General features: G+C 72.9%; 18 protein-coding genes. 4 read left to right on the top strand and 14 right to left on the bottom strand.

Annotated elements, in window-relative coordinates:
• The first annotated feature begins 68 nt into the window (after positions 1-68).
• Complete coding sequence (locus ACWCRA_RS21725; protein WP_351552055.1) at positions 69-299, top strand: DUF5133 domain-containing protein; 231 nt, start codon at positions 69-71, stop codon at positions 297-299.
• 305 nt (positions 300-604) lie between these two features.
• Positions 605-1492 (top strand): NAD(P)-dependent oxidoreductase, encoded by an 888-nt coding sequence (locus ACWCRA_RS21720; protein WP_451068358.1) that lies wholly within the window; start codon positions 605-607, stop codon positions 1490-1492.
• A gap of 13 nt (positions 1493-1505) precedes the next feature.
• On the opposite strand, the gene ACWCRA_RS21715 is transcribed toward ACWCRA_RS21720, so the two are convergent.
• Both ACWCRA_RS21715 and ACWCRA_RS21710 read right to left on the bottom strand, forming a co-directional pair.
• Positions 1506-3089: an SMI1/KNR4 family protein gene (locus tag ACWCRA_RS21715; RefSeq protein WP_451068357.1), complete on the bottom strand. Its 1584-nt coding sequence runs from the start codon at positions 3087-3089 to the stop codon at positions 1506-1508.
• 140 nt (positions 3090-3229) lie between these two features.
• Complete coding sequence (locus tag ACWCRA_RS21710) at positions 3230-3874, bottom strand: flavin reductase family protein (RefSeq protein WP_351552046.1); 645 nt, start codon at positions 3872-3874, stop codon at positions 3230-3232.
• 68 nt (positions 3875-3942) lie between these two features.
• On the opposite strand from ACWCRA_RS21710, the gene ACWCRA_RS21705 reads away from it, so the two are divergent.
• Positions 3943-4671, top strand: coding sequence for an ArsR/SmtB family transcription factor (locus tag ACWCRA_RS21705; protein WP_351552176.1), 729 nt, complete (start codon positions 3943-3945; stop codon positions 4669-4671).
• Between the two features lie 221 nt (positions 4672-4892).
• On the opposite strand, the gene ACWCRA_RS21700 is transcribed toward ACWCRA_RS21705, so the two are convergent.
• The 3 genes from ACWCRA_RS21700 to ACWCRA_RS21690 all read right to left on the bottom strand — a co-directional run bounded on the left by ACWCRA_RS21700 (position 4893) and on the right by ACWCRA_RS21690 (position 8223).
• The gene (locus ACWCRA_RS21700) at positions 4893-6542 is read right to left on the bottom strand and encodes an FAD-dependent monooxygenase (protein WP_451068356.1); all 1650 of its coding nucleotides are present in this window, start codon (positions 6540-6542) and stop codon (positions 4893-4895) included.
• 64 nt (positions 6543-6606) lie between these two features.
• The gene (locus ACWCRA_RS21695; protein ID WP_351552040.1) at positions 6607-7230 is read right to left on the bottom strand and encodes an acyl-CoA-like ligand-binding transcription factor; all 624 of its coding nucleotides are present in this window, start codon (positions 7228-7230) and stop codon (positions 6607-6609) included.
• Positions 7231-7359: 129 nt separating this feature from the next.
• Positions 7360-8223: a FadR/GntR family transcriptional regulator gene (locus ACWCRA_RS21690; RefSeq protein ID WP_351552037.1), complete on the bottom strand. Its 864-nt coding sequence runs from the start codon at positions 8221-8223 to the stop codon at positions 7360-7362.
• 159 nt (positions 8224-8382) lie between these two features.
• Between ACWCRA_RS21690 and ACWCRA_RS21685 the strand changes: the two genes are divergently transcribed.
• A complete protein-coding gene (locus ACWCRA_RS21685; RefSeq protein WP_451068418.1) occupies positions 8383-9837 on the top strand; it encodes an NAD-dependent succinate-semialdehyde dehydrogenase in 1455 nt (484 codons plus the stop codon).
• A 238-nt stretch (positions 9838-10075) separates the two neighbouring features.
• Here ACWCRA_RS21685 and ACWCRA_RS21680 read toward each other — a convergent pair whose 3' ends face one another.
• From ACWCRA_RS21680 to ACWCRA_RS21640, 9 genes are all read right to left on the bottom strand, one after another.
• Complete coding sequence (locus ACWCRA_RS21680) at positions 10076-11050, bottom strand: NAD(P)-dependent oxidoreductase (RefSeq protein ID WP_451068355.1); 975 nt, start codon at positions 11048-11050, stop codon at positions 10076-10078.
• Positions 11051-11066: 16 nt separating this feature from the next.
• Entirely contained in the window at positions 11067-12053 is a 987-nt protein-coding gene (locus ACWCRA_RS21675) for an alpha-ketoacid dehydrogenase subunit beta (RefSeq protein WP_351552033.1), read from the bottom strand.
• Between the two features lie 108 nt (positions 12054-12161).
• On the bottom strand, positions 12162-13169 hold the full coding sequence (locus ACWCRA_RS21670; RefSeq protein ID WP_351552030.1) for a thiamine pyrophosphate-dependent dehydrogenase E1 component subunit alpha: 1008 nt from the start codon (positions 13167-13169) through the stop codon (positions 12162-12164).
• Positions 13170-13182: 13 nt separating this feature from the next.
• Positions 13183-14445 carry a M24 family metallopeptidase gene (locus tag ACWCRA_RS21665; protein ID WP_351552027.1) on the bottom strand — a complete coding sequence of 421 codons (1263 nt, stop codon included), beginning with the start codon at positions 14443-14445 and terminating at the stop codon, positions 13183-13185.
• Positions 14446-14520: 75 nt separating this feature from the next.
• Positions 14521-15417, bottom strand: a complete 897-nt coding sequence (locus tag ACWCRA_RS21660; protein WP_451068354.1) for an ATP-binding cassette domain-containing protein — start codon at positions 15415-15417, stop codon at positions 14521-14523.
• Positions 15414-17414 (bottom strand): dipeptide/oligopeptide/nickel ABC transporter permease/ATP-binding protein, encoded by a 2001-nt coding sequence (locus ACWCRA_RS21655; protein ID WP_451068353.1) that lies wholly within the window; start codon positions 17412-17414, stop codon positions 15414-15416. The genes ACWCRA_RS21660 and ACWCRA_RS21655 overlap by 4 nt, the downstream gene beginning before the upstream one ends.
• Positions 17411-18355, bottom strand: a complete 945-nt coding sequence (locus ACWCRA_RS21650) for an ABC transporter permease (protein WP_351552018.1) — start codon at positions 18353-18355, stop codon at positions 17411-17413. Before ACWCRA_RS21650 ends, ACWCRA_RS21655 begins: the two co-directional genes overlap by 4 nt.
• Entirely contained in the window at positions 18352-19704 is a 1353-nt protein-coding gene (locus ACWCRA_RS21645; RefSeq protein ID WP_351552015.1) for an amidohydrolase family protein, read from the bottom strand. The genes ACWCRA_RS21650 and ACWCRA_RS21645 overlap by 4 nt, the downstream gene beginning before the upstream one ends.
• Positions 19697-21391 (bottom strand): amidohydrolase, encoded by a 1695-nt coding sequence (locus ACWCRA_RS21640; RefSeq protein WP_451068352.1) that lies wholly within the window; start codon positions 21389-21391, stop codon positions 19697-19699. Before ACWCRA_RS21640 ends, ACWCRA_RS21645 begins: the two co-directional genes overlap by 8 nt.
• Between the last annotated feature and the right edge of the window lie 8 nt (positions 21392-21399).

Raw genomic sequence — 21399 nt, 5'->3', positions numbered from 1 at the left:
GTGTGCGGGGGGCCGGGGCGGGTAGCCGGGCCCCAGGAAGATCTGTGTAGGCGACAGGAGAGTTTGTCATGCTGATGGCTCACCCCGTGGTGCTGTCCCGGCTGGTGGCGGAGTACCGGACCCTGCGTTCGCTCGGCGCGCAGGACAGCGCCGGCTCCGATGTGCGGCGGCGGATGGACGATGTCGTCTACACGCTCTGCGTCTCCACTGGTACACGGGACATCGACGCCGCGCTGATCGCCGCCCGCCACCAACTCCCCGGCGCCCGCCCCCAGGACGACTCCCTCCTCTCCGGCTGACCGGGCGGGGCTCCCGGCAGCCGGGCGCTCCGGGCCGCGCACCCCGCTCCGGCCCGTGCCCGGCACCCTCGGACCGGGACCGTGGAGGCAGTCACTCCGCGATGCCCGCCGTGCTTCTCGCGGTCCGGCTTCCGCGGCCACTGACGAAAAGGTGAGTACCGCACCGAAAGGTAGGTACTTGAGGGTTCATCAGTCAGAGGCCACGATGAGGAGGGTCGGGCCGTGATCACCACGACCGGTGCCGACTCCCCCTCTTTCGGTGTCCGCCGCCGTTCCGGCGCGCGGACTGTGGACTGGAGCGACACATGGCCGGGAACGACCGCACACCCGTGACCGTCATCGGGCTGGGTTCGATGGGCCGAGCGCTGGCCGGGGCGTTCCTCGGTGCCGGGCATCCGACGACGGTCTGGAACCGCACACCGGGGAAGGCCGCGCCGCTGGTGGCCAAGGGAGCGGTACACACCGGGCGGGTGGAGGACGCGGTCGCCGCGAGCCCGCTGGTCATCACCTGTCTGACCACCTTCGAGGACACCCGCCAGGCCCTGGAACCGGCCGCCGCCGTGCTGTCCGGTCGCGCACTCGTCACCCTGAACAGCGGCTCCCCGGCGGGCGCCCGCGCGATGGGCTCCTGGGCCGGCGGCCACGGTGCCCGGTTGCTCGCCGGGGCCGTCAAGAACGTGCCATCGGCCGTGGGAGCGCCCGACACCCTGCTGTACTACAGCGGCGACAGGACCGTCTTCGACGAGTACGGCACGGTTCTGAGGGTGCTCGGCGGCGACACGGTCCACCTCGGCGACGAGATCGATCTCGCCGCCCTGTACGAGATGGCGGTGGGTGCCATGCTGCTGCCGGCCCTCGTCGGCTTCTTCCAGGGGGCGGCAGCCGTCCAGGCGCGCGGGCTGGAGGCCGGCTCCCTGGTGCGGTTCGCCGGCAAGTGGCTGGACATGATCAATGGCCTGCTGCCGGTCTACGCCGAGGAGATCGACACCGGGGACTACACCGCCGGGGCCTCCTCGGTGAATCTCTTTCTCGCGGGAGCCGCCCACGACCAGGAGCTGACCGGGGAGACGGGCGTCGACACGGCCTGGCTCGCCCCGCTGAACGACCTGCTCCGGCGGGCTGCCGACGCGGGCCACGGCGACCACAGCGTCGCCGCCCTGACCGAGGTGCTCAGGAGGCCCCGGGAGCGCTGACACCACCGCACGCTCACCCGCCGCCGAGGGTGCCATGGGCACGCACCGCGTCCGCCGTGCGCAGACCGAGACGGGCCGCCCAGGTCAGGGCCTCCTCCAAGGAGGCGTCCCCGTCGGCCAGCCGGGCCGCGGCGAGGGTGGGCGGCGCCTTGCCCTCGTCCAGCAGGGCACTCCACTGCCGGGCGGTGAGGGAGAGATACCGCAGATCGCCCAGGTCCGCCAGCAGGCTCAGATCGTGGACCCCGGCCCGTGAGAGGTCCAGCCCGCGCAGCTGGGGGACGGTGCGCAGGGGTGCGAGATCGACGGGCGCGGTGGTCCCCAGATCGAGCGAGACGAGGTCGCGGTGGCCGTCGAGCGGGGCCAGGTCGCCACCGTCCAGGGTGACGCGGAGGGACTCCACCGGCAGCGCCCGTATCGGCGTCAAGTCGGTGGTGGCACACCGGTTGAGACGCACGCGCCGCAGATCCGGGCAGACGGCGAGCCGGGAGAGATCGACCGGCCCGGAGGCATCGTTGACGTGGATGGCCTGGAGGCCGGAGGGGAGCTCGTCGGGGATCTCCCCGACGATCTTCTCGGGGCCGGGGCCGGGGCCGGGGCCGGAGCCGGAGCCGGAGCCGTGCCGGCGGACGGGTTCGCGCAGGGTGATGTGGTCGCCCCGCCGCTCGTAGGCCCCCTGCTCCAGAAGCCGCAGCTGGTGGCCGAGCAGCGAGGTGACCGAATCGGCGACCCGGCTCGGCCCGCCGTCGTGGTCCCGGCCGATGCGGATGATCTGGCCGGGGCGGCCGTCCCGGGCCGGGGCCAGGTCCACCGCCAGATAGTTGCCGTCCTCGCTGCTGGCGAAGGGCAGCCAGGCCGGGTGCCCGCCGCAGCGGCGCACGGTGCGGGGCGGGTCGGCGTCGAGGACCACCGCGTCCCACGCCAGGTCCCAGCCGAACCAGACCGGTTCGCGGTGATCGGCGTGGGCGGCGACGAGATCCTCCAGCGGCAGCCAGGCGCTGTCCCCGAGCAGACAGCGGTGGTCGTCGTCGATGCCGTCCCCGTCGGAGATCAGATACAGCGCCCGGAGATCTGCGGGCAGGGACCGGCCGATGCGGCGCTCCGCCTCGTTCAGCGCGGCGGCGGAGACGGGCGGCGGCAGTGGCTCGGGCCGCCCCAGGATCGCGGCACGCCGTTCCAGATACGCGTGGAACCGCGCCACCGCCAGCCGGGGGTCGCCCGCCGGGGCTGCCGTGCCCCCCTCCTGCGCCGAACCGGGCTGGGGCGGCCGGTATCCGGGGTCCAGGACGGCCTGGAACCCGCCGCCCGGGCCGCGCAGGCCGGTGATCGCGTCCGCGGTGGCGACCAGCCGGTACTCCCCGGACGGCCGGCACACCATCTCCAGGCAGGTGCGCTCCCACCCCCGGACCTCGCGCACGGCGTCCGCGACATCGCCCAGCTCGGCGAAGAGGCTGGGCACCTGACGGCGCGACGGGTCCGCACCGGGAACGGTGTAGTGGCCCGACACCGAGACACCGCCCCGCCCCGCCTCGCTGCCCAGTACGGCCCGTGTCCAGCCCGTCGGCGCACTGGCGACGATCCGCTCGGCGATCCGTCGCACGGCCCGCTCCACCATGGTGTGTCTCCCGTCTGTCGGTACGGCCGTCATCATCGCAGCGGGCACCGACAGAACGGAGGGATCGCCTCCGCATCCGCCGCGGTCGACCCCGGCGGCCTGACGGAGCGCCGGGCCGGGCGGCTTCAGCGGGGTGTCGTGGAACGGAAGCTGTGACCGAGTTCGGAGCCGAGTCCGAAGTAGTGGCGGAAGTTGTAGACCAGCGGACTCCACATCGCCGGGTCGATGTGCTGGGAGCCGGGAACGACGATGCGTGCGTCGGCGTGGACCGTGAGCACATGGGCCTCGGCGATGAGGAACTCGCCGGAGACATCGGGCTGGACCCGGGCGGCCCGGGCCTCCAGCTGGAGGGGGCACGAGGCGACCCGGGGCGGTCGGACCAGCTCGGAGTCGTCGGGCCGCAGACCCGCGGCGGCGAACTTGTCCCGTTCGAACCGGAACCCCGCTCGCTTGCGCTCGGGCACGGGCGTGCGCCCGGTGAGCGGCGCGAGCCGTTCCACGGCGGGCCACTGATGCGGGGAGGGCAGGTTGATCACCAGCTCGGGTCTGCTGCGGAGATTGTGCGCGGTCTGCCCGTCGGCCCCCAGCCCCAGGACGACCACCTGCCCCAGGGCCCAGGCCGAGGACATCGGCGCCAGGTTGAAGGAGCCGTCCTCGTTCTCGGTGGACAGCAGCACCACCGGTGTCCCGAAGTACAGAACGCTCGGTGTGATGGTCATATGACGCGGGGAGGTGTCGGCGGACGCGCCGCCGGGTGTCATGGTGTTCATGGGACCGGACGGTAGAACGGGGATGTTTCGGCGCCCGCCGAAGTGTCCCCGAGGGAGGGTGGACGATGATGAACAGCCGAGACACGCATGCCGAGGGCCCGGACCTGGCCGCCCTGGCGGGCCTGCTGGCCGACAGCACCCGGGCGGGATTCTGCCTCGCGCTGCTGGACGGCCGGGCCTGGACCGCGGCCGAGCTGGCCCGCCACGCCGGGGTGGCCGCCTCGACCGCGACCGAGCACCTCAACCGCCTGGTCGCCGGGGGACTGCTGACGCAGGAGCGCCAGGGCCGTCACCGCTATGTGCGGCTGGCCGACGCCGCCACGGCGGAACTGATCGAGAACCTCGCCGCCATGGCACCTCCGCGCACCGAGCCGCCCCGCTCGCTGCCGGGCGTCAACCGCAGCCGGGCGCTGGCCCGCGCCCGCACCTGCTACGACCATCTCGCGGGCGCCCTCGGCGTCGAGATCACCAGGGCCATGACGCACCGGGGCCTGCTGGACTGGGAGCGGGGACTGACGCTCACCGGGGACGGGATCGCGTGGCTGGACGAGCTCGGCATCACGCTCCCGCCCGGCCGGCGCCCGCCGGTCCGCTCCTGTCTGGACTGGACGGAGCGCCGCCCGCATCTGGCCGGCACGGCCGGTGCCGCCCTGTGCGCCCACGGCTTCGGCTCCGGCTGGTTCACCCGGATCGGCACCAGCCGCGCCGTCGCCCTCACCGGTACCGGCCGGACCGCGCTCCGGGACCACCTGGGCCTGTCCGGTGAAGCGTTCGTCAACGGCCCGCGCTCCCGGTGACCACACGCTCGGCCCCGCCACAGAAGGGCCACTGCTGCCCCGGCGGCCACCGGAGCGCCGCACGCTGTCCTCCCGCTCCATCGACTGCGCCCCGCGAAGACCGTGTATAGCGGGACGGGATGTACGGGCCACTCCGCGCCGAACAGGGGAACGGGTGACCGCCGGCCTGTTTCCCGGAGGGCCGGGGTCCCCCGCCGTGGAGACCGTCTGAAAGGCGCCTCCTATCCCCGCTGCTCTCGACGGCCGCTCCCGGGGAGTGATGGCGACAGGGCCGCCGCTCCGCGCTCCCCGGGGCGATCCGGCTCGTCACGGGCGGGGCTCGTGACACCGAACCACCGCCGGGCGGCAGCCCGGAGGGCGTCCAGCTCGGCCGGTTCGGGGCGCGGTGAGGACGACGCCCAGGCGACATGGCAGTCGGGCCGCAGCAGCAGGGCGGTGGCCACGGGGGCGGGGGAGTGGGGCCGGGCCGTGACGATCTCCACCCGGTCCTGGCCGCTCCCGAGCGCCCCGGCGGCCGAGCCGTCCTCGGTGAGGTCGAGCAGCAGGGGCCGTGCCGCGTGGGTGAGCTCCGCCAGCCGGACGGTCCCCGCGGGGGTGATCAGCTCCAGCTCCGGTGCGAACCGGCCGGTCAGGGGGTGGGTTTCGGGGCCGCCCATCGCGTAGCGGATATCGGTGCCCGCGGTGAGGCCGGCGAGGAGCCGGACGGTCTCCGGCTCGCCGAGGAGCTCGGTGAACAGCGCGCGCAGCGCGGTGACATCACCGCCGGGCGCGGTGAGCGCGCTCTGTGACCGGGCGTTGACGACCATGCGGTCGGCGGCCTGCCGGCGCTCGGTCCCGTAACTGTCGAGCAGGCCGGGCGGGGCGCCGCCGTGGATCTCGGCGGCGAGCTTCCAGCCGAGGTTGACCGCGTCCTGGAGGCCGAGATTGAGCCCGGGGCCGCCGCCCGAGGCGTAGACATGGGCCGCGTCCCCGACGAGGAACACCCGGCGGTCCCGGAACCGCTCGGCCACGCGGGTGTGTCCGCCGGTCAGCCGGCGCAGCACACGCGGCCCCTCCCCGGCGGGCGGGGCCAGTGGCAGATCCGCGCCGAGCACGCGGCGGACGCTGGCCCGGATCTCGTCGAGGCTCACCGGCGCCCCGGACCCGGCCTGGTCCCACTCGGTGGTGCTGACGAGCGGCGGGTGGCCGGGGAACGGTGCCCAGGAGAAGCCCCCGTGCTCGGTGCGCAGCGGCAGGAACGGCAGGACGGGGCCGTGACCGGGCACGTCCAGCGCGCCGGTCGCCGCGTCCACCCACTCCTCCGGCACCGCGACATGCGCCGTGCGGGTGGTCGTGCGGTCGTAGCCGACACCGGGGAAGGCTATTCCGGACTGTTTGCGGATGGTGCTGTGCGCCCCGTCGGCGCCGACGACGTAGCGGGCCCGCAGCCGGTGGACGCCGTCCGTCCCCGCCACATCCAAGGTGACCGCCCGGTCGTCCTGCGCGAGCCCCGTGACCCGGTGCCCGCGCCGGATCTCCACACCGAGTTCCGCCGCGCGCTCCTCCAGAACCCGGACGACGCGCTGCTGCGGCACCGGCAGGGTGTGGACCGGGCTCTCCCGCAGCAGGCTCAGGTCCAGGGGCAGCGCGGCGAACATGAAGTACGCGGTGTTCGGCCTCGGCGGCCCCGGCGCACCGCCGAGCCGCTCGTGCAGCCCCCGGTGGTCGACCATGCGCACGACCTGGCCGAGGAGCCCGTTCGCCTTCGGCTCCCCGCTGGGCGCGGGCAGGCTCTCCAGGACGACCGGCCGGACCCCGGCCAGGGCGAGTTCGCACGCGAGCATCAGCCCGTTCGGACCGCCTCCGGCGATGACGACATCCGTGGACAGCATTGTCTCCCCCTCGTGTGTGGACGGGAACGCCCCGGCGGCGACCGGGGCGGGATCGGTTCGTGCGTTACGGGGCGGGCAGGCCCCGGGTGACCCGGTCGAACACCTCGCGCAGCACCGCTTCGAGCGGCACCGGCCGCTCCGCGCGCAGACAGTGCTCCACGGCCACGGCGGTACCGGAGCAGACCACCGCCGCGACCAGCCGCGGGTGGATGTCGCGGGCGGCGTCGGCGCCGGTGCGCTCGGCGACGGCCCGCGCCAGCTCCTCCTCCGCGACGGCGTTGGCCTTCACGATCTCGCCCTGGAGCGCCGGCTCGGCCAGCATCAGCCGGAGCCCGTCGGTCCAGCGCCGGTCGTGAGGGGCGCCGGTCCCGCCCGGCGGTGCGAAGCGGGTCAGCACGGCGTGGACGATCGAGTCCCACAGGGGCTCGGCCGCCGGCCGGGAGCGCAGTTCGCCGGCGATCCCGCGCATGCGCTCCACATGGCTCGCGGCGATGGCCTCCGCCTTGCCGGAGAAGTAGTTGCGGAAGGTCCGCACGGACACATGCGCCTCGGCGGCGATGTCCTCCACCGTGACATTGCTCCACCCCCGCTGGACACAGAGCCGGATCGTGGCCCGGCTCAGCGCGACGCGGGTCTCCCGCTTCTTGCGCTCCCGCAGCCCGGCGGGGGCCTCGTCTCCCTGGGTCATGCGACCATGGTGCACAGAACTTGCCGGAAAGGCAAGATTGCCGATCCGGCAAGAATATGCGCCGCTGCCCCGTACGCGACCCCGATCCGCGACCCCCGATCCGGTACGCGGTGTCCGGTGACGCGCCGGTCAGCGCGTGCCCAGGTTGGCCATCACGGTGTCGTGGTGGCGGCGGACCGCTTCCAGCGCCGCCGTCTCATCGGCGGCCTCGACCGCCTCCAGGATCGGCTCGTGGACGGCGAGCAGCCGCTCCGCCTCGCCCGGGGCCAGCCACGGCGGCGTGCTCTGGGTCCTGATCCAGGGCTCGTACTCGTAACGGATGACGGCCGTGTGCACCGATTCGTAGATCGACGAGAGGAAGGGGTTACCGGAGCGGCGCACGATCGTGGCGTGGAAGACGGTATCGGCGGCGATCCACGCCGAGACATTGCCCGCGCTCTCCCTCAGCCGCTCGAACGCGGCGCGCACATCGGGGAGGCCGGCGGCCTCGTCCCGGGGGGCGGCCCCCACCGCGCGCACCGCCTCCTGGACTCCCGTGGTCTCCAGCCACAGCCGCAGCCGCGCCAGATGCCGCACCGAATCCCTGTCGAGATCCAGCATCAGCCCCACGGTGGCGGTCAGCACCCGGTCCGGCCGGTGGACGACATAGGCACCCGACCCGGGGCGGATCTCGACCAGCCCCATGAGGGAGAGGGTGCGCAGGGCCTGGCTGACGGTGGGGCGGCTGGTGCCGAAACGGACGGCGAGTTCGCGCTCGGCCGGCAGCCGGGTGTTCTCGGCGAGGTCCTCGGCGACGATGAACTCACGAATGCGGTCGGCGACCCGGTCGGAGAGCCTGCTGACGGCCAGCGGCCGGGTGGGCCGGAGACCGGCGACCTCCGGAGCTGCCGTCCGCCGCCCCGGTGCCGGCGGGCGGTCCGCCCCGGCGTCCCGGCCCCCGGCGCGGACGGGCGGCTTCCCGCGCTCCGGCCCCGGCCCCGTGGTTCCTGTCATCGGCACGCCTCTTTCTCCCGAGCGAGTGGCCAGGCCACTTTGCCACACCTCGCCGGGTCCGGCGCCACCATGGACCGGAGGGACTCCCGTCCGTATATTGGCATATTGGCTAAGCCAATTTTACCCACCCTCAGCGAGATCACCGAGAAGCGAGCACCCATGAAGCTGCGCGACGCCCTGGACCGCTGTCCCACCGAACTCCTCATCGACGGCGCCTGGCGCCCGGCCTCCGATGGCCGCCGCATCGATGTCCACGACCCCGCCACCGCCGGCCACCTCGCCGATGTCGCGTCCGCGAGCGAGCGCGACGCCGTCGACGCGGTGGCCGCCGCCTCGCGGGCCCTGCCCGGCTGGGCCGCCACCCCCGCGCGGCAGCGCTCCGCCGTCCTGCGCCGCGCGTACGAGCTGATGACCGAGCGCGCCGATCTCCTCGCGACCCTCATCACCGCCGAGAACGGCAAGGCGCTCCCCGACGCACGGGCCGAGGTCGCCTACGCGGCGGAGTTCTTCCGCTGGTACTCCGAGGAGGCCGTCCGTCTGTCCGGCACCGTCCAGCACGCTCCCGCCGGCGGCTACCGCATCCTGGTGGATCACGCGCCCATCGGGGTCGCCGTCCTGATCACCCCCTGGAACTACCCCGCGGCCATGGCCACCCGGAAGATCGGCCCCGCGCTCGCCGCGGGCTGCTCCGTCGTGCTCAAGCCCGCCAGCGACACCCCGCTCACCGCCCTCGCCGTCGGCGCGCTGATGGAGGAGGCGGGCGCACCCGCCGGAGTGGTCAATGTGCTCCCCGCCGACCGCTCCGGAGCCGTGGTCACCGCCATGCTCGGCCTGCCCGCCGTGCGGAAGCTCTCCTTCACCGGCTCCACCGAGGTCGGCCGCCGGCTGCTGCACGGCGCCGCCGACCGGGTCCTGTCCACCTCCATGGAACTCGGCGGGAACGCCCCCTTCCTGGTGCTGGAGGACGCCGACCTCGACGCCGCCGTCCGGGGCGCGATGCTCGCCAAGATGCGCAACGGCGGCGAGGCGTGCACCGCCGCCAACCGCTTCTACGTCCACGAGTCGGTCGCCGACGCGTTCGCCGGCCGGCTCGCCGAGGCCATGGCCTCCCTGCGGGTCGGACCGGGACTCGACGAGGACACCGAGGTCGGACCCCTGGTGAACGCCGCCGCCCAGGCCAAGGTGGACGAGCTGGTCCAGGACGCCGTGGCGCGCGGCGCGGTGGTGCTGACCGGCGGCCGGATACCGGACCGGGCCGGCCACTACTACCCGCCGACCGTGCTCGACCGGGTCGCCCCCGGCTCCGCCGTCCTCGCCGAGGAGATCTTCGGACCCGTGGCGCCGCTGGTCCGGTTCCGGGACGAGGCCGAGGCGGTCCGTCTCGCCAACGCCACCGAGTACGGCCTCGTCTCCTACCTCTACACCCGCGACCTGCGCCGCGGACTCGCGCTCGCCGACACCCTGGAGACCGGCATGGTCGGCCTCAACCGGGGCATCGTCTCGGACCCGGCCGCCCCCTTCGGCGGGGTCAAGCAGAGCGGACTCGGCCGGGAAGGCGGCCACGAGGGCATCCTGGAGTACACGGAGACGAAGTACATCGCCACGGACTGGTGAACAGAACCCCGGGGCGGGTCCGTTCGGGTGGGAACGGGCCCGCCCCGGGGCGGACCGCCGTGCGCGCGCCATCGCAGGACAGGGGAGCAGTGGCACACACACGGCGGGGTCTCGGGAGGCGGCCGATGGCGCATCGGCCGCACGGCTGTCGTACGGCTGTCGCACGGCGGTCAGCGGCAGCCGCACGGCGGTCGTACGGGGGGCGGACGGCTCAGACGCCTCAGACGGCTCAGACGGCTCAGACGGCGAAGTCTTCGGGACGCATACCCGCCGCGCGGGCCTCCACCTCGTACAGCGCCGCGTAGTCCTGCTCCGCGAAGCCATGGCCGATCGCCGTCTGGATGAGCTGGTGCACCAGGGCGCTCACCGGCATCGGCACCTCCAGCGCCCGTGACGCGCCGAGCCCCAGATCGAAGTCCTTGCGGAGCATCCTGTTGTTGAAAGTGGGGGTGTAATCGCGCTCCACCAGCGCCCGGCCCTTGTGCCGGATGAAGGTGGAGCCGAGCACCGAGCCGTTGATGAAGTCGACGAAGGCCGCGCGCGGCACCCCGCCCTTCTCCGCCAGCGCGGTGACCTCCGCCAGCGCCTGAGTGATCATGCCGAGCATCAGGTTGTGACAGATCTTCACCAGCCGGCTCTGCTCGCCCGGGCCCGCGTGCACCACGGTGGGCGCGATCAGACGCAGATACGGCAGCACCAGATTGTAGGTCTCGCGCGGACCCGAGGCCACGATCGCCCCCGCTCCGTCGGCGACCATCTGCGGATTGCCGCTGATCGGAGCGGCCAGGAAGGCCACCCCGGCGGCCTCGGCCGCCGCGCGGACCTCCGCCGACGCCTCGGCCGAGACGGTCGAGCAGTCCACGACGACCCGCGGGGGACGCGCGGCGCGCAGCAGCCCGCCCTCGCCCGTGGTGACGGCGATCAGATCCGCGCCGGCGGAGACCATCACGAAGACGATGTCCGCGTCCGCCAGTTCATCGATGGTTCCGACGGCTCTGGCGCCCTGCTCCACCAGCGGTACCGTCTTGGCGGCCGTGCGGTTCCACACGGACACCTCGGCGCCGCCGTCCAGCAGGCTCCGCGCCATGACCGTGCCCATCCGCCCGGTACCGAGCCAGCCGAGCCGCTCGCTGTGGGTTCCACTCATCGTACGCACCTCTCGTCGGTGGTTGATCGTTCTTCGTTGACGGCCGGAATCGCCCTGGGCGACCACTCCATGGCCGTGCGGGTCAGGAGTCCAGCGCGACGCGGATCGTGTCCGTGATCCGGTCCACCGAGGGAATCGCCAGATCCTCCAGGGAGTCCGCCGACGGCAGCGGGATGTGCGGCGTGGTGATCCGCACCGGCGCGCCGGTGAGCGCACCCCAGCACTCCTCGGTGGCGATGGAGACGATCTCCGCGCCCCAGCCGCAGAGCCGCGGATTCTCCTCGACCGTGAAGAGCCGTCCGGTACGGGCGGTGTGCGCCAGGATCGTCGCGGTGTCCAGCGGCACCAGGCTGCGGACATCGACGACCGTGCACTCGATGCCCCGCTCGAAGCTCAGCCGGTCGGCGGCGGCGAGCGCCCGGGGCACCATCGCCGCCAGCGCCACGATGGTGGCGTCCTCGCCCTCCCGGCGCACCACGGCCCGGCCCAGCTCCTCCACGATCTCCCCGTCGAGATCGGGAACCTCCTCCTTCGCGGAGTAGAGCGCCTTGTGGTTGAAGAAGATCACCGGGTCGTCGTCGCGGACCGCCGCCGCCATCAGCCCGACGACATCCCGTGCCGTCGCCGGGGCCACCACCTTCAGTCCGGGGATCGCCATCGCCCAGTTCTCGATCGACTGGGAGTGCTGGGCGCCGAACCGCAGCCCCGCGCCGTTGCCGCACTGGACGACCAGCGGGAAGGAGACCTGACCGTCGGACATGTAGCGGCTCTTGGAGATCTCGTTGGCGACCAGGTCCCAGCAGACCGCGAAGAAGTCGCTGTACATGATCTCCGCGATCGGGCGCAGCCCGGTCATGGCGGCCCCCATGGCCGCTCCGAGGATGGCCTGCTCACTGATCGGGGTGTCCCGCACCCGCCGGGGGCCGAACTCCTCCAGCAGACCGGCCGTGGTCTTGAACACCCCGCCGGCCGCGGCCACGTCCTCGCCGAGGAAGACCACCCGGGGATCGCGGCGCATCTCCTGGGCGATGCCGTGCGCGACTGCTCTGCGATAGGTCAGCACACCCATGGGGCGGGCCCCCCTTTCCGTTCGATGAGGGCGCCCGCGGGGGCGCCGGGGAGGGTGCGACGGCCGGAGGCGCCGGACGGGGCCGGGCGCGGGGCACCGGTGGCGGTGTCAGTTGCGCCAGGCATGGCCACCGTCGCTCCAGACATTGGTGTAGAGCCGTGCCGCGTCCGGCCAGTCGCCCGCGACGGCCTCCTCGGTCGCCTCGTCGATCCGTACCGCGATCTCGGCGTCGATCCCGTCCAGCAGTGCCTCGGGGACACCCCGGGAGAGCAGCCGCGCCCGATAGGTGACCAGCGGGTCCTTCTCCAGCCAGGCCCGGACCTCGCCCGGGTCGCGGTACTTCGCCGGATCGGCCCGGGAGTGGCCCCCGTGCCGGTAGGTGACCGCCTCGATCAGCGAGGGCCCACCGCCCGCGCGGGCCTGCGCGATCGCGCCGGCGGCGGTGAGATACACCTCGTCGGCGTCGTTGCCGTCGATGACGAGGGACGGCAGCCCGTACGCCGCGGCCCGGTCGGCGGCCGGGTTCGCCACGGCGGTGACACTGTCGATCCGGGTGTACTCCATGTACAGGTTGTTCTCACAGACGAACACCACCGGCAGATTCCAGATCACGGCGAAGTTCAGGGCCTCGTGGAACGCCCCGATGTTGGTCGCGCCGTCCCCGAAGAAACAGACCGTGACCTGGCCGCTGCCCCGGTACTGCGCGGACCAGGCGGCGCCGTTGGCGATGACGAGCTGGGCGCCGATGATCGCGTACGAGCCGAGAATGCCGCGCTCGGCGTCGATGAGGTGCATCGAGCCGCCCTTGCCGTGCATCAGCCCGTTGTCCCGGCCGAGCAGCTCCGCCATCAGCGGGGCGAGCGGGGTGCCGCGCGCGATCAGGTGGTTGTGGCCCCGGTAGGTGACGTAGGAGTAGTCGTCCTCGCGCATCGCGGCGGCCACACCGGCGGCGATGGCCTCCTGTCCGATCCCGAGATGGGTGGTGCCCTTCACCAGGTTCTTCAGAAAGAGGTCGTACGCCCGCTTCTCGAACCTGCGGGCACAGCTCATGGTCCGGTAGAGGCCGAGCGCGGTCTGCTCGGACACCTCGCCGGGGAGGGTCGCTTCGACGGACATGGGTGTCTCCCCGTCAGTACTGGTTGGCGATGAACAGTTCGTCCGCCGGGAAGCGGGTGAGGATCTCCACCCCGGTGGCGGTGACGACGACCTCCTCCTCGATCCGGGCGGCCGAGACCCCGTCGCCGGCCGGGCAGTAGGTCTCCAGCGCGAAGACCATGCCCTCCTCGATGAGCATCGGGCTCTCCAGCGAGGTCAGCCGGCTGATGATGGGCCGCTCGTGCAGGGCGAGCCCCAGACCGTGGCCGAAGAGCAGACCGAAGGCGGTCTTCTCGTCCTCGACCCCGATCTCCTGGGCGGTCGGCCAGAGCCGGGCCACATCGGCGGTGGAGACCCCGGGCCTGATGGCCGTGATCGCGGTGTCCATCCACTCCCGGGCACGGACATAGGCATCGCGCTGCGCGGTGGTGGCCCGGCCCACGTTGAAGGTGCGGTAGTAGCACGTCCGGTAGCCGTTGTAGGAGTGCATGATGTCGAAGAACGCCTGGTCACCCGGGCGGATGAGACGGTCCGAGAAATTGTGCGGATGCGGGTTGCACCGCTCGCCCGACACCGCGTTGATGGACTCGACATCGTCCGAACCCATCTCGTACAGACGCTTGTTGGCCAGCGCCACGATCTCGTTCTCGCGGACGCCCGGCTTCAGGGCCTCGGTGATGTCGTGGTAGACACCGTCGACCATGGCGGCGGCCATCGACAGCAGGGTGATCTCGTCCCGGTTCTTGATCTGCCGGGCGTCCAGCATCACCTGCTGGCCGTCGCGCACGTCGAGGGCCTGGCGGGTCAGCTCGGAGTGCAGCGGGAGGTCCAGGATGTCCACACCGATGGGCATGCCGCCCACCCCGGCGTCGGCCAGCCGTCCCTTGATCTCGGTGACCGCCCGCTCCATCAGCCCCGCGTCCGGCGGAACCGCGCCGCGCATGGTGGTCCAGGAGGAGAGACAGTTCTCGGGCTTCATCCACGGCGCGTACATCCGGTTGTGCACGGCCGCCGAGCCGAAGTCCCACAGGATCAGCTCACCGGTGCGGGTGTAGACCGCGTACCGCGAGAGCTTCTCCCGGGTCCACTCGCCGATCGAGATACCGGTCAGATAGCGGATGTTGTTGTTGTCGAAGACGAGGACCGCGCCCAGCTCGCTCTCCTCCAGCGCCCGCTGGATGCGGGAGAGGCGGTAGGAGCGGAGCCGGCCGAAGTTGACCCGCTCCTCGAAGTCGACCATCGCGTGGCCGTGGGCGGGGGCGACGGGGAGTGCGGGGGTGGGAGGAACACCGCTCATGGGGAACTCCGATGCTGGGGAGTGGAGGGAGGAAGAAGGGGTGGGACGGGCGTGCGCGGGCCCTGAGGAGACGGCCTAGGCATCGGCGCCGAGCCGGCGCCGCCGGGCGGTGCGCTCCGCCTGCCGGGCCGGATTGGCGACCAGGGTGGAGGCGAGCAGGGTCTGGGTGTAGGGGTGCTCGGGGGTGCGGTACACCCGCTCCGCCGGGCCCGACTCGACCAGCCGGCCGTGGTGGAGCACCCCGATCTCGTCACTGATGTGACGCACCACCTCCAGGTCGTGCGCGATGAACAGATAGCTGACACCCAGCTCGCGCTGGAGCTCCATCAGCAGATTGATCACCTGGCTCTGGGTGCTCACATCGAGCGCGCTGACGGGCTCGTCGCAGACGATCAGCCGGGGCCGGGGCGCCAGCGCGCGGGCGATCGCGACGCGCTGGCGCTGGCCTCCGGAGAGTTCGTGCGGATACCGGTCGGAGTGGTACCCGGAGAGCCCCACCCGGTCCAGCGCGTGGGTGACCTCGCGGTCCCGCTCGAGACCGGAGAGCGGGCGGTGCCGCGTGAGCGCCTGACCGATGGTGGCCGCGATCGTCTGGCGCGGGTTGAGGGAGGACATGGGGTCCTGGAAGACCACCTGCACATCCCGGTTGAAGGAGAGCGGGGTACGCCGGCCGAACGCCGCCGTGTCCTGCCCGTCGAAGACGATCCGGCCCTCGGAGACGGGGGCCAGCCGCAGGATCGCCCGGCCGATGGTGCTCTTGCCCGAGCCGGACTCGCCGACCAGGCCGAGGGTCCGGCCGCCGCCGATGGTGAAACCGACATCCCGTACGGCGGTGAGCGTTCTGGCCCGTCCGGTCATCCCGCGTCCCAGCCGGTAGCGGACGGTGAGATGCTCCACCGACAGCAGCGCCGGCGCGGTCCGCGGCCCGGACCCGGTGACCACCGGCCGGGGTGTGGAGGTCTGCTCGCTCATCGGGCACCCGCCAGGTCGAGTTCGGAGGCCCGCAGACAGCGCGCCCCGCCGGAGTCCATCGGTACGGTCCCGGTGCGGCAGCCGTCCGTGGCGTACGGGCAGCGCGGATGGAACCGGCAGCCCCGCGGCCACGCCCAGGCCGGCGGCACCCGGCCGGGGATGGTGGCCAGCGGCTCACCGTCGGTTCCGCCGTGCGGAACGGCGGCCAACAGGGCCTCCGTGTAGGGGTGCCGGGGGGCGGCGAAGGCGTCCGCGACGGTGCGCTCCTCGACGATCTGGCCCGCGTACATCACCGCGATCCGGTCGCAGCTGTCGGCGACCACGCCCAGATCGTGGGTGATCAGCAGCAGCGACATGCCGAGCCGCTCCCGCAGGGAGGCCAGCAGATCGAGCACCTGGGCCTGGATGGTGACATCCAGCGCGGTCGTCGGCTCGTCGGCGATCAGCAGCTCCGGGTCGCAGGCCAGCGCCCCGGCGATCACCACCCGCTGGGCCATGCCGCCGGAGAACTGGTGGGGGTAGTCCTTCAGCCGCTCCCTCGGGTTCGGCACACCGACCAGCGCGAGCAGCTCGGCCGCGCGTTCACCGGCCGCTGCCCGGGAGAGCCCGGAGTGCGCCCGGACGGCGTCGGTGAGCTGCCGGCCCACGGTGTGGACCGGGGAGAGCGCGGAGCCCGGGTCCTGGAACACCATGCCGATCCGCCGCCCGCGCACCTGGCGCAGCGCCTCGCCGCCGAGCCCGGCGAGTTCGGTCTCCCCGAGCCGGATGGAGCCGGACTCCACGGCCACGCCCCGGGGGAGCAGTCCGAGGATCGCGGAGGCGGTGATGGACTTCCCGCACCCGGACTCACCGACCAGGCCAAACGTTTCTCCTGGGTTGATGTGGAAGGAGACACCGGAGACCAGCTGGGCCCCGTTGGCATCGGTGACGGTCACTCCGTCGACCCGCAGCAGCGCGTCCGACGGGGCCGGGGCGCGGTCCGCCCGCACCATCGCCGGCGCGGCGGCGACCGCCCCGCGGGCCCGCTTCCCGCCGCTGGAGCGGGGCGACCCCGCGTCCCGCAGCCCGTCCCCGAGGAGGTTGAAGACCAGCACGCTCAGGGTGATCGCCGCGCCCGGCAGGATCGCCAGCAGCGGATGCTCGGAGACATGCTGGCGCGAGGCGTCGAGCATGGCGCCCCAGCTCACCTGACTGGCGTCGATCCCGACGCCCAGGAAGCTCAGGGTGGCCTCGATGAGCAGGGCCGTACCGAGCGCGATCGACGCCTGGACGATGAGCGGCGGCGACACATTGGGCAGCACCTGCCGCAGCATGATGCCCGACGAGCGCAGCCCGAGGACCCGCGCCGCGTCCACGTAGAGCTTCTCGCGCTCCGCCAGCACCACGGCGCGGGTGATCCGCATGAAGCTGACGGCGAAGATCAGCCCGACGGCGAGCATCGCGTTGCCGAGACCGTTGCCGAGGACCGCGACCAGGGCGAGCGCCAGCAGCAGCGCCGGGATGGACTGCATGACATCGGCGATCCGCATCCCGATCCGGTCCCACCAGCCGCCCCGGTAGCCGACGAGGACACCGAGCCCGACGCCCAGCACCAGACCGATCACCACGCTCTCGGCGGAGGCCAGCAGCGCCGTCCGGGTGCCGTACAGCAGCCGCGAGAGCGTGTCCCGGCCCAGGTCGTCGGTGCCGAGCCAGTGCTCGGCGCCCGGACCCTGGAGCTTGTTCGCGACATCCGGGGCGGCGGGGTCGTAGGGGGCGATCAGCGGAGCGGCGAGCGCCACGGCGATCTGGAGCAGCAGCAGGGCCAGACAGATCAGGGTGATGGGCTGCCGCACCATCCGGCGCAGCGTCCGGGCACGGACCCGGGGCCCCGCCCCGCTGTCCTCGGCCCCGGTGGCGGGACCGGCCTGTCCGGTGAGGGCGGCGGCGGAGGCGAGCACGGGGGAAGCGGGGGCGCCGCCCGGGGCGGCGGCCGTACCGCGCGGAGTGTCGGTCATTGGGGCCTCACCTTGGGGTTGATCACGCCGTACAGCAGATCGGCGGCCAGATTGACCAGCAGCACGATCACCGCCACCAGGACGATCGAGCCCTGGAGCACCGGATAGTCGGCGCGTACGACGCTGTCGATGAGCAGGGTGCCGAGACCCGGGACCGCGAAGATCCGCTCGATGACGAAGCTGGCGGCGACCAGGACCGACATCTGAATGGCGATCACCGCGAGCACCGGGACCATGGCGTTCTTGACGGCGTACCGCAGCACGATCCGCCGTCTGCGGATGCCCCGGGCCAGCAGCGTCTGGACGTACGGGGACTCCAGCGCGTCGATCATGGCGCTGCGGGTCTGCCGGGCGATGACCGCCGCCGTGTGGGAGCCCAGCGCGATCGCGGGGAGGATCATCCCGGTCGCCCAGGCCCCCGGGTCGTCGGCGAACGGGGTGTAGCCGACCACCGGCAGCCAGCCGAGGTTGACCGCGAAGACCAGCACCAGCAGCAGTCCCAGCCAGAAGCTGGGGACGGCGAGACCGAGGGCGACGACGCCGGTCAGCAGCCGGTCGGCGGGCGTGCCCGGGCGCAGCGCCCCCAGCACTCCGAGCGGAACCCCGGCCAGCAGGGCGACCGCCATGCCGGCGAGGGCGAGCGAGAGGGTGATGCCGATGCCGGTGGAGATGGACTCGGAGACGGGCACGCTCGTGTAGAGGGAGGTGCCCAGATCCCCCGTCACGGCACCGCCGAGCCAGTCGGTGTACTGCTCCAGCACCGGCCGGCCGAGCCCCAACTGCTCGCGCAGGGCGTCCTTGTCGGCGGCCGGCGCGCCCTCGCCGAGGATCTGGGCCACCGGATCGGTGGGCGTCAGATGGACCAGGGCGAAGACGAAGACCGAGACCAGCAGCAGCGTGGGCAGCGCCGAGAAGAGCCGCTGGAGGACGAACTTCGTCATGTCGCCGCGCCCTGCGGTGTCACTCCGGCGCTCGCGAAGATCCGCTCGCGCACCCGCCGGGTGGCGGCCCCCGCCTCGGCGGGGTCGAGATCCGTGAGCTTCCCGTGGCGCTTGCGGACGGTGCCGCCGACCACCACGGTGTCCACATCGCGCGGCCCCGCCTGGAGCACCACGTGCGCCGCCGGGTCGCCCAGCGAGATGCCGTACGGCTCGGTGCCGATCAGCACGAGGTCGGCGAGCTGCCCGGGGGCGAGCCGGCCGAGGTCGTCGCCGAGCCCGATGGCGCGCGCGGCGTTGACCGTGGCGTACTCCAGCATGTGGCGCGGCGCGACGAGCGGCGTCCCCGGGCGGCGCTCCAGCGGATAGCGGCCGGCCTCGCGCTCCTCGGCGGCGTCGACGTTGCGCATCAGCAGGAAGGTGAGGCGCATCGCGGCGAAGAGGTCGATGGGCACCCGGGACGCCGTGTCGATGCCGAGGCTGGAGGAGACCCCGGCCCGGTGGGCGCGGTTGAGGACGGTCATGGAACGGCCGCCGCCGAACTCTCCCTCGGGAGTGAAGGAGATACCGCCCCCGCAGCCGGCGAGCAGCTCCAGCTCGCCGTCGTCGGCGGCGTTGGCGTGGGCCGGCACGATGTCGGCGCCGAGCAGCCCGGCCTCGTGCAGGGCACGGATCTGACCGGCCGGATTCTGGTGGACGGTCATCCGCAGCCCCAGCTCCCGCGCCAGACCGATCTCGGTCGCGGTCCGTTCCATGCTGCCGAACTCGATGGAGGAGAGCGCCATGCCGACCCGCAGCAGCGCGTCGTCCGCGCTCCGCTCGCCGAGCGCCCTGATGTGTTCGAGACGCCAGAGATGGTCCTCCGGCGGAGCGTCGAAGCTGCCGAGCATGCCGTACGCCCACAGGGTCCGCTGACCGGTCCCGCGGTGGGCCCGCAGCCCCGCCTCGGCGTGCTCGGGCGACATGACGTTGTGGCAGAAGTCCAGCACTCCCGTCACCCCGCTGTCGAGCATCTGCACCGAGCCGGCCAGGGTGGCGTCGTGGATGTCCTCGACCCCGAAGTGCTCGCGCAGGTGGAAGACCCGGGACTGGTAGTCGTCGAAGGTCCAGCCGTCCGCGTGCAGCCCCTTCAGCGGGGTCTGCCAGGCGTGCGTATGGGTGTCGATCAGCCCCGGGATGGCGATCGTGCCCCGGGCGTCGATCAGCTCGGCCTCCGGGTCGTCGAGGCCGGTGCCGACCGCGGCTATCCGGTCGCCGGCGATGAGCACATCGCCGGGGGTGAGATCGCCGAGCACCGGGTCCATGGTGAGGACGGTGGCGCCCTTGATCAGCAGCTTGCGGGTCTCAGACACGGGTCACTCCCTGGGTCCTGGGGCCGGCGAGGGGCAGCGCGGCGAACGGCCCGGCCCGGTGGACCACCCGCCCGCCGACGAGGGTGAGCACCGACTCGATGTGCGGGACCCGCTCCTCGGCGACGGTGAAGTAGTCCTCGCTGAGGACGGCGAGATCGGCGAGCAGCCCGGGCTCCAGCCTCCCGCGCTCGCTCTCCTCGAAGCTGAACCAGGCACCGGAGGCCGTGTAGCCGCGCAGCGCCTCCTCGCGGGAGAGCAGATGGCGCTCGGCGAGGGTCTCGTTGCCCTGCACGGTGCGCCCGTTGAGGAACCAGGCGAGGGTGGCGAAGGGGTTGTACGAGGCCACACGCATCGCGTCCGAGCCGAGCCCGAGCGGTATCCCGCGCTCGATCAGCTCGCGCAGCGGCGGCGCCTGGGCGACGGTCTCGGCGCCCCAGATGGCGAGGGCCTCCTCGCCCTGGAAGCGGTAGAGCCCCTGGGCGAGCACGCCCGCGCCGAGCGCGGCGATCCGGTCCACATCCCTCGGGGTGAGCGGCTCGGCGTGCACCAGCGACCAGCGGAGTCCGCTGATGCCGTGCTCCGCGTGCGCCTCCTCCCAGGCGGTGAGGACGGCGTCGATGGTGGCGTGCTGATGCGCGTGGGCGTGCACGGTCCAGCGGTTGCGGGCGAGTTCGCCGAAGATCTCCCGGAACTGGTCGCGGATCTCGTCGCCGATCTCGACCGGATGGGCGATCTTGTCGACGGTCCGGTAGAGGATGACCTCGCCGACGCCGATCACCCGCAGCATGGTGTCGCCGACGTCGAGTGCCGTGTAGCGCTGGTACCCGGCGAGATCCTCCCGCTCGGTCCCGGCGCGTTCGGCGTGGACGGCGAGGCGGGTGCGGACGGTGAGCTGTCCGCGCCGCCAGGTCTCCCGGATCGCCGGGTAGGCGTCGGGGCCGCTGTTGAATCCGCCGCCGTCGATGGCCCCGGTGATGCCGAGCCGGTTCAGCTCGCGGGACATCTCGGCGGTGGAGGCGATCTGCTCCTCCAGGGTGGGCGCCGGCATCCGCCGGTAGAACCACTCCATCAGCGCGGTGCCGTTGACCTTGCCGGTCAGCTCCCCCCGGGCGTCGGTCTCGAAGGACGCGGTGTCGAAACCCTCCTCGCCCAGCGTGCGGACCAGGGCGTGATGGACCCCCAGTTCGCGCATCGCCGCGCTGTTGAGCACGGCCCAGTCGTAGAGGAACTGCACATAGACGGGGTTGTCGGGGGCGGCGCGGTCCAGCTCCGCACGGCTCGGGCCGCGGTTCTCCGGGAACTGCGCGGGGTGCCAGCCGCCGATCACCCTGATCCAGCTCCCGGCCGGGCGCTCGGCGGCCCGGCGGGTGAGGGCGGTGAGCCCGCTCTCCAGGGTCGGCTCGTCCTCCCAGCGGACCTCGTCCCGCCAGGTGCGTCCGGCGCGCACGATGTGCACATGGGAGTCGATCAGGCCGGGGACGACCCGCCGCCCCGCCAGGTCCACCACGGTGGTGCCGGGGCCGGCCAGGTCCCGTATCTCCCCGCTGGAGCCGGTGGCGGCGATCCGTTCGCCGGTGATGGCGACCGCTTCCACCTCCGCGTCGCGGCCGGGGGCGGCCATGGTGGTCACACGCCCGTTGAGGAGGATCAGATCGGGGACCGGGGGGTGGGGCGGAACAGTGCTCATGGGTGGGT

This window comes from Streptomyces sp. NPDC001889 (genome assembly GCF_053594535.1).
Note: the sequence above shows the minus strand (reverse complement) of the source record. Positions and strands in the feature narration are given on the sequence as shown.

Bases quoted from the DNA above. Each gene is read 5' to 3' on its own strand.
- ACWCRA_RS21720 (WP_451068358.1), top strand. From the start codon at position 605: ATGGCCGGGAACGACCGCACACCCGTGACCGTCATCGGGCTGGGTTCG.
- ACWCRA_RS21670 (WP_351552030.1), bottom strand. From the start codon at position 13,169: ATGTCCGTCGAAGCGACCCTCCCCGGCGAGGTGTCCGAGCAGACCGCG.
- ACWCRA_RS21660 (WP_451068354.1), bottom strand. From the start codon at position 15,417: ATGAGCGAGCAGACCTCCACACCCCGGCCGGTGGTCACCGGGTCCGGG.
- ACWCRA_RS21725 (WP_351552055.1), top strand. From the start codon at position 69: ATGCTGATGGCTCACCCCGTGGTGCTGTCCCGGCTGGTGGCGGAGTAC.
- ACWCRA_RS21655 (WP_451068353.1), bottom strand. From the start codon at position 17,414: ATGACCGACACTCCGCGCGGTACGGCCGCCGCCCCGGGCGGCGCCCCC.
- ACWCRA_RS21685 (WP_451068418.1), top strand. From the start codon at position 8,383: ATGAAGCTGCGCGACGCCCTGGACCGCTGTCCCACCGAACTCCTCATC.
- ACWCRA_RS21695 (WP_351552040.1), bottom strand. From the start codon at position 7,230: ATGACCCAGGGAGACGAGGCCCCCGCCGGGCTGCGGGAGCGCAAGAAG.
- ACWCRA_RS21650 (WP_351552018.1), bottom strand. From the start codon at position 18,355: ATGACGAAGTTCGTCCTCCAGCGGCTCTTCTCGGCGCTGCCCACGCTG.
- ACWCRA_RS21705 (WP_351552176.1), top strand. From the start codon at position 3,943: ATGAACAGCCGAGACACGCATGCCGAGGGCCCGGACCTGGCCGCCCTG.
- ACWCRA_RS21710 (WP_351552046.1), bottom strand. From the start codon at position 3,874: ATGAACACCATGACACCCGGCGGCGCGTCCGCCGACACCTCCCCGCGT.
- ACWCRA_RS21665 (WP_351552027.1), bottom strand. From the start codon at position 14,445: ATGAGCGGTGTTCCTCCCACCCCCGCACTCCCCGTCGCCCCCGCCCAC.
- ACWCRA_RS21690 (WP_351552037.1), bottom strand. From the start codon at position 8,223: ATGACAGGAACCACGGGGCCGGGGCCGGAGCGCGGGAAGCCGCCCGTC.
- ACWCRA_RS21675 (WP_351552033.1), bottom strand. From the start codon at position 12,053: ATGGGTGTGCTGACCTATCGCAGAGCAGTCGCGCACGGCATCGCCCAG.
- ACWCRA_RS21640 (WP_451068352.1), bottom strand. From the start codon at position 21,391: ATGAGCACTGTTCCGCCCCACCCCCCGGTCCCCGATCTGATCCTCCTC.
- ACWCRA_RS21700 (WP_451068356.1), bottom strand. From the start codon at position 6,542: ATGCTGTCCACGGATGTCGTCATCGCCGGAGGCGGTCCGAACGGGCTG.